At 37.3% G+C, this 6,845-nt stretch carries 7 protein-coding genes and 1 pseudogene; 4 read left to right on the top strand and 4 right to left on the bottom strand.

From position 1 onward, the window contains the following. Nucleotides 1-141 precede the first annotated feature (141 nt). The 3 genes from AACV33_RS20210 to AACV33_RS20200 form a co-directional block, all read right to left on the bottom strand. Nucleotides 142-699: a glutaredoxin domain-containing protein gene (locus AACV33_RS20210; protein ID WP_017021422.1), complete on the bottom strand. Its 558-nt coding sequence runs from the start codon at nt 697-699 to the stop codon at nt 142-144. A 172-nt stretch (nt 700-871) separates the two neighbouring features. After that, nucleotides 872-1,492: a LysE family translocator gene (locus AACV33_RS20205; RefSeq protein ID WP_017021423.1), complete on the bottom strand. Its 621-nt coding sequence runs from the start codon at nt 1,490-1,492 to the stop codon at nt 872-874. Between the two features lie 115 nt (nt 1,493-1,607). Next, a complete protein-coding gene (locus AACV33_RS20200) occupies nt 1,608-2,480 on the bottom strand; it encodes a LysR family transcriptional regulator (RefSeq protein ID WP_017021424.1) in 873 nt (290 codons plus the stop codon). A gap of 78 nt (nt 2,481-2,558) precedes the next feature. On the opposite strand from AACV33_RS20200, the gene AACV33_RS20195 reads away from it, so the two are divergent. The 3 genes from AACV33_RS20195 to AACV33_RS20185 all read left to right on the top strand — a co-directional run bounded on the left by AACV33_RS20195 (nt 2,559) and on the right by AACV33_RS20185 (nt 5,854). Continuing rightward, nucleotides 2,559-3,743 carry a multidrug effflux MFS transporter gene (locus AACV33_RS20195; RefSeq protein ID WP_182700595.1) on the top strand — a complete coding sequence of 395 codons (1,185 nt, stop codon included), beginning with the start codon at nt 2,559-2,561 and terminating at the stop codon, nt 3,741-3,743. A gap of 238 nt (nt 3,744-3,981) precedes the next feature. After that, the gene (locus AACV33_RS20190) at nt 3,982-4,638 is read left to right on the top strand and encodes a 2OG-Fe dioxygenase family protein (protein ID WP_017021425.1); all 657 of its coding nucleotides are present in this window, start codon (nt 3,982-3,984) and stop codon (nt 4,636-4,638) included. Beyond that, nucleotides 4,622-5,854 (top strand): cysteine desulfurase-like protein, encoded by a 1,233-nt coding sequence (locus AACV33_RS20185; protein ID WP_017021426.1) that lies wholly within the window; start codon nt 4,622-4,624, stop codon nt 5,852-5,854. Before AACV33_RS20190 ends, AACV33_RS20185 begins: the two co-directional genes overlap by 17 nt. Here the strand turns inward: AACV33_RS20185 and AACV33_RS20180 are convergent. Beyond that, complete coding sequence (locus AACV33_RS20180; protein ID WP_017021427.1) at nt 5,821-6,138, bottom strand: c-type cytochrome; 318 nt, start codon at nt 6,136-6,138, stop codon at nt 5,821-5,823. The genes AACV33_RS20185 and AACV33_RS20180 overlap by 34 nt on opposite strands. Nucleotides 6,139-6,341: 203 nt before the next feature. Between AACV33_RS20180 and AACV33_RS20175 the strand changes: the two are divergent. Then, nucleotides 6,342-6,845: pseudogene (locus tag AACV33_RS20175) on the top strand (EAL domain-containing protein); the annotation flags it as partial.

Raw genomic sequence — 6,845 nt, 5'->3', positions numbered from 1 at the left:
TATAGCATTAACTTTGATAATGAATTATTTTGATATGATTTATTTCATGTATCGTTAATATTATTCATGAATCTAATGTGTTCTGGATTTAGTTATTAATATAAAACTCACATTTAATTATGAGTTTTATATTTAAGACAGTTACTTATTTAAATGCAAAGTTAAGTTATCAAATCCACCAATATATTTCCCATCAAGCCATATTTGAGGAACGGTGACTGGCGTTTTTTGACCTATAATTGCTTTCACTTCAGGGATCATTCTATAAAGTGCTGCGCTGTCTTTAACGACATCATGATAAATATAGTCGACTCCTTTTTCATCTAATGCGGCTTTTGCTTTTATACAAAAAGGGCAGGTTGCTTTACCATAAACCACATTACCTTTTATTTCATCTCGTTGTGCTACTTGAGCGATTACTGCTTGTACTAGCACTCCTCGATTCAAGGCCTCACCTTCACTTATCACTGTGTTTTCAACAATAATAATGGGAGCATGCCATGCCTTGAGTTTTAAAGGCTCCCACCAATAAGTCAGCCAATCTTTAACTTCTAATTCTATTGGAATGCCGGAAAGCTCTGAATCAAAGGTATCTTGAAGAATGTCTTTGGTGAGAGTGCATTCTCCACAGGGGATATTCACTTTAAAGGGTCCCCAGCTACCACCCCAACGGTATAAGGTTATTTTAATTGGTTTCATTGTGACCCTCTATAATTAATAAAAGCGATAATTCATCATAGAACGTTTGTTTTAAAAATGAAACTTAATTGCTAATTAAATGTATAGAATTGAATTGCTTAGAAATAGAGTTGAAGGTATAAAAAAGCGACTATATAAGTCGCTTTTTTATACTGTTTATAGGCTGTCGGGATTAGCCCATGAATAACCAAATAGCGACACCTATCATTAATGTGCCTGAAATACGGTTCATGATTTTTACGTTATTTGAATGACCTAAAACACGCTTAAGGCCTTTGCCTCCTACCGCATACAGAGTCATGCATAAAAATTCACAAATTAAGATGATAGAGACTAACGCAATTAACTGAGGGGCAATGGCATTGCTTCCATCAATAAAAGGAGGCAGTAATGACACCATAAAAGCCCAACCTTTAGGGTTTGCAATGGCAGTAACAAAACCTTGTACGACTAAATCCCAATCTTTTCCTTTTGGTGCTTCAGCTTGTTCGCCTGTCATGGCTAACTTGCCTCTAGAACGCCACATTTGAATGCCAATATAAGCAAGATAGGTGGCTCCAATGGCTTTAAAAATAGTAAATAACCAAGGGTAGTTGAGCATAATTGCAGCAACACCTAAGACGGCAGCGACAGCAACAACGGCTACGCCTACTAGTTCACCCATCATCATCCATAATGTGCGTTTATAGCCGATACTCATGCCTAAGCTAAGTGCTAATGTCATGCACATTCCTGGGGTAACAGAAACAAAAAAGAAGGTTGGGATAAAAGCCCATAAAATAGCGGTATTCATTCTATTTACAACTCAATAAACTAATCGATAAGCGGCATAGAGTACGGAAATCTAATGTGAATGCAATGAAAATAATATCATTCTAATGTTAATTTTATTATTACTGTTATAACGATCAACTTAGTTTGTTTTTTAAATATTTTATGAATAACTGAGTTCGCGTATGTTCATACGTGAGTGCAGGGTAATAGGCATTAACTGAGATGTGATCGGCGGTATAGCCAGGAAGAATTGGGATAAGTTCACCTAGGTTTATATCTTCAATAAGCATTTGTCTACTCGCAAATAAAATACCCATGCCACGTTTAGCTGCATGAAATAAAGCATCTGGATTGGTTGTCGCAAAGTTGCCTCTTAATCGAATTCGCTTACCGTCTGACAGTTTAATTTCTCTAACGGGTCTTTCCCCCCAAATAAGTATGTTGTGATTGTTAAGATCATCTAGGTTCTCTGGGGTACCATTTTTTTCAATATAGGCTTTAGAGGCAAAGAATTCAGAATGATGTTGAAAAAGTGGGGTATGTTTATAGCTAAAGGTATTCAGTTGTTCTAATTCTCGACTAATAAAGACATCGACATTAGTATCAGGGATCTGGCCTGGTAGCGTGGTAATCAGTTGGACTTTTATTTTTGGATAAGTTGTTAAAAAATCATCTAAGTACTTAATAATGAATTTAGAGCCAACAGTTAACGTGGCGCCTATTCTTAATAATCCCGTTGGCGTTTGATTAATGGCTCTTGTTTCATCAACTAAGTGTTGCCACTGATCTAACTGCAATCGAGCTCGTTGATAAAATAAGATCCCCGCTTCTGTCTGATGAACAGAACGGGTAGTACGAGTAAGTAACTGAACACCAACACGATCTTCTAACCAGTTGATACGTTTACTAATAGCGGATCCTGAGGTATTTAATTGAAAAGCCGCGGCATTGAAGCTGCCTTCTTCAACCACTTTTATATAGCTTCTAACACTTTCTATCCAATCCATTATTACTTCCTAGTAAGACGTAATGTGATTCCTGTCTACTGTATTATCATTTATACAGAGTGAATGTAAACTTACGTGATGACGCTATTTAATACAACCGATTTTAAGAAAACCCCTTTATTTCTCGCAATGATGATCATTGCAACAGGTCAAGTAGGGGTGAGTATTTATTTGCCATCATTGCCCTTAATCAGCCACGATTTAGGTGTTTCTTCCGCTGATGTGCAATTACTTGTTACGCTATTTTTAGTGGGCTTTGGCGTGTCCCAATTATTCTATGGACCCGTGTCTGATGCGATTGGACGTCGGCCTATCTTTATTTTAGGTCAAGGGATTTATTTATTAGGCACTCTTTTGTGTGTATCTATGACGGATAATTTTACTGCATTAGTGTTAGGGCGTTTACTGCAAGGTTTAGGCGCGGGGAGTGCCTCAGTATTAGGGCGAAGTGTACTGCGAGACAGCTACAGCGGCTATCATTTGACTAAAGCCATGTCGTATATTTCGATCACGGCATCTATCTTACCAATCTTAGCGCCGGTTATTGGAGGTTGGATAGCATGGCATTTTAGTTGGGAATGGGTCTTTGGTTTTGTTTTATTGTATCTCATTGGCATTTTAACATTAGGGTATTTTATTCTTCCTGAAACTCTGCCTTATAAACCAAAAAAATTCAGCTTAGCTCAAACATTACGGGATTATGGTGCTTTATTTCGCAATGCTCAGGTGATCTCTAGTGCCAGTTTTAATTGGATCAGTTATTTAGCTAGCTTAGTCTCTGTATCATTATTGCCTTTTTTATTACAGGGTGATTTAGGGTTAACGACGGCTGAGTATGGCGAGATAATGATCATCCCTTCGGCTGGGTTAATGATGGGCAGCTTTATTCTGAACAGTCTAAATAAAAAATGGTCAATTAATCAACTAATATGTCTTGCTCTCGTGATCATGTCAATTTCTGGTATATGGTTGGTTGTTTTTACTACGTCTCTATTTTCGCTAATATTTGGGCTTACATTATTAGCGGTTTCACAAGGGATCATCTTTCCATTGTCGATTACTTTATTATTGTCACCACACACTAAAAACGTAGGCACTATTTCTGCGTTATCTGGTTCTATCCAAATGTGTTTATCAGGTATTCTTGGTGGTTATTTAGTTAAGCATTGGGTTGTAGATCAAAACAGTTTAGGTGTCTTTTATTTATTGATTGCCTCTATGATGTTGTGTGTATTGTTTTGGAATAGGAAAGTTAGGCTATAAATAATATTAATAATCAATGAATTAAATTTATTACAGCCTAGAGTTCTGGTTTTAAGCATACGGTCAGTTGTTCAGTGAATGATACAACTGCTATTTTGTTATTCTGTAGCGTTATCTTTTTAATGTTTCTGTTAATGTAAATTAATGAACTAAAAAGTTTGATTTATTAGCATTTATGCGTAAATAATAAAGAATGTAAAATAATTGTTAATTTCGATTGCACTAGGCAGGAGGTGCTATGTTACATTCTCACGATACGTCCTTACAGTTGACTCAATTGAGTTATGATGCAGTTCATCAACTCGCCCCCTCCTTCTCTGGGTTGCCTAAAACCATGCACGCGGATGGTAACTATCGATTAAGACGTTACTCCGTGATCTGTGTTGTTAATAACGATGTAGTGGAAACAAATAAGCATAACTTTGTACAAAGTGAAGACATCAATCACTTTCAAGGTGATGTTGTTCGTGAATTTGAAGGCATTGAAAAGGCGATTCTTAACAGTGAAGGTATGGCTGAAATGTGTCAAGTCTTCATGGAGCTAAACCATTTACCCAATGGGCAAGAAATAGAAATCCATCAAATGCGTATTGCCGCTATTTACAAAGAAACGCAAATAGCACCAGAAGGTATTCATCAAGATGGGTTCGATCACATTGCCCTTATTGGTATTGATCGTTCGAATATTGAAGGCGGTGAATTACTGATTTATAAAGATTCAGAAGAAGCCCCATTTTTTAGAAAGATCTTAGAAGACGGTGAAGTGGCAATGGTTGACGATAGAAAGTTGTGGCACAACGGTCAGCCGATCCGCTTAATCGATCAAAACCATGAAGGACACATGGATGTTTTTGTACTAACGGCTAAGGATAAGAACGATGAACTTCACTCCTAATCACGTTCGATCCCAATTTACCGCGTTATCACAGCAAGTTAATGATCAATCAGTGGTTTTTCTGGATGGTCCTGGGGGCTCTCAAGTTCCTAGTTCTGTGTTGTCTGCAATGACTGGTTACCTAGGGTATGCAAATTCAAACTTAGGAGGTCACTTTTTTTCAAGCCATGTCACAGATGCCGTGCTTAAACAGGCTCGTCAATCGTGTGCTGTATTTTTAAATGCTCCGACTGAAGATAATATTGTGTTTGGTGCCAATATGACGTCATTAACGTTTCAGTTGAGCCGTACGATCAGCCGAGATTGGAAAGCTGGAGATGAAATTATTGTGACGGCATTAGATCATTATTCTAATGTATCAAGTTGGCAGCAAGCAGCAGAAGATAAGGGCGTTATTGTTCACCAAGTGAGAGTGAATCTCGATGATTGCACATTGGATATGGATCATTTTTACTCATTACTTTCACCAAAAACTCGCCTTGTTGCAACCACCTATGCTTCAAATACCACGGGATCATTAGTGAATGTAAAATCAATGATTTTGGCAGCACATAACGTGAATGCAATGGTTTATGTAGACGCAGTACATTATGCACCTCACCATTTGATCGATGTTCAAGAACTCGATTGTGATTTTCTTGCATGTTCTGCCTATAAGTTTTTTGGACCACACGTTGGGATCGCCTATGTATCAACAAGATGGTTAAGGGAATTAACCCCTTATAAAGTTGAACCTGCAACAAACATAGGCCCAGGGCGATTTGAAACAGGAACTCAGAGCTTTGAAGGTCTAGCTGGGATTGTCGCCGCTATTGAGTATTTAGCGCAGTGGGGAAGTGAAGGAAGCAGTTTAAGAGATAGGTTAATCGACAGTTTTGAGCAATTTAATAAGCATGAATTGCACTTGACTCACTATTTTTTAAGTAAGTTGACATCGCGCAGTTATATTCAATTATATGGAATTAAAAACAGTGATAACCTGTGCTCTCGTACGCCTACATTTGCGCTTCGGTTTAGTGGTTATACGCCCGAATACGTAGCGACAGTACTAGGAAAAGAAAATGTTTGCGTATGGAGTGGGCATTTTTATGCGCTAGGTTTAATCCGTCAATTAGGGTTGGAGGAAAGCGGTGGTGTTGTTCGTATTGGATTAATGCATTACAACACAACGGAAGAGATAGATTATTTATTCTCGTTATTAGATTCACTCGCATAAAATGCCGCGATATCACGTAAATCAGCATCATTTAAACGTTGCAGCTGAGCTTTCATCATTGCAGCAAGAGGTCCAGTACGCTCCCCATTTTTATACGCTTTCATTGATGAATATAAATAGAGTTCATTTTGCTTATGCAGATTGGGGTAGCTGCTATTTGTCGCCTCGCCAGTACTACCATGACAATATACACAACTTGGAGATTTCATTTTCCCTAGTTTGGCATCACCAGAAAGTACGTTAAAAGAACAAAATAAAAATAGAAGAGGGAGATACTTAAACATTTTCAATACCTTACTGTGTGAATTGTGATTAAGCCTTTATATTTTTATGGAGTCAATCACCGAAGTAAGGATTTGAGATACAGTTACTATTTTTATCATTAACTTGATGATAGACTTAATTTTAATTGAAAACAAAGTGCTAAAAGCTATTTTATAGTATATCATTCCCAAACTTATGAATGGTTAACTGTAAAGGAGTCGCAGTGTTTACCTATCTAATGAAGCATTTGCCTGCGAACAAGTACCTTGCTGGAATTAGCAACGTCTTTATTATGCTATTACCCGTCTCTTTAATTTCCTCTTTTTGTTTATTAGCCTCTAATGGCGCAAGTCTATTTGAGTGGCGTGAAGTCAGTAGCGAGTTGAAGATTATTAGCTCGCTCATTGCACAATTATTCCCTGTTTTACTTGTTGTTTTCTTTTCTCAATATCTGGCTTCTCTTCATAAACAACCGGTTGTTGCCGTCATTACATCATCTGTTTTATTGTATTTTATTATCTGTTTTCAATGGGAGTTATTTCATGATGGTAGTGTAATTCCTATCAATTTCCCTTTTGCTATTCTTATTCCTATTATTGTTAGCTTTTTTTATCAATACCTCCAATTGTGGTCAGTGTTTAAAGACTCGCACTTGCCTAATGTTGTTGAACGTTCAATCAATCTTGTTATTTCAGTGTGCTTAGTCAGTAGTCTTATTGTTTGTTTG

The organism is Aliivibrio sp. SR45-2, from assembly GCF_963890165.1.
Classification (GTDB): Bacteria; Pseudomonadota; Gammaproteobacteria; order Enterobacterales; family Vibrionaceae; genus Aliivibrio; species Aliivibrio salmonicida.
Note: the sequence above shows the minus strand (reverse complement) of the source record. Positions and strands in the feature narration are given on the sequence as shown.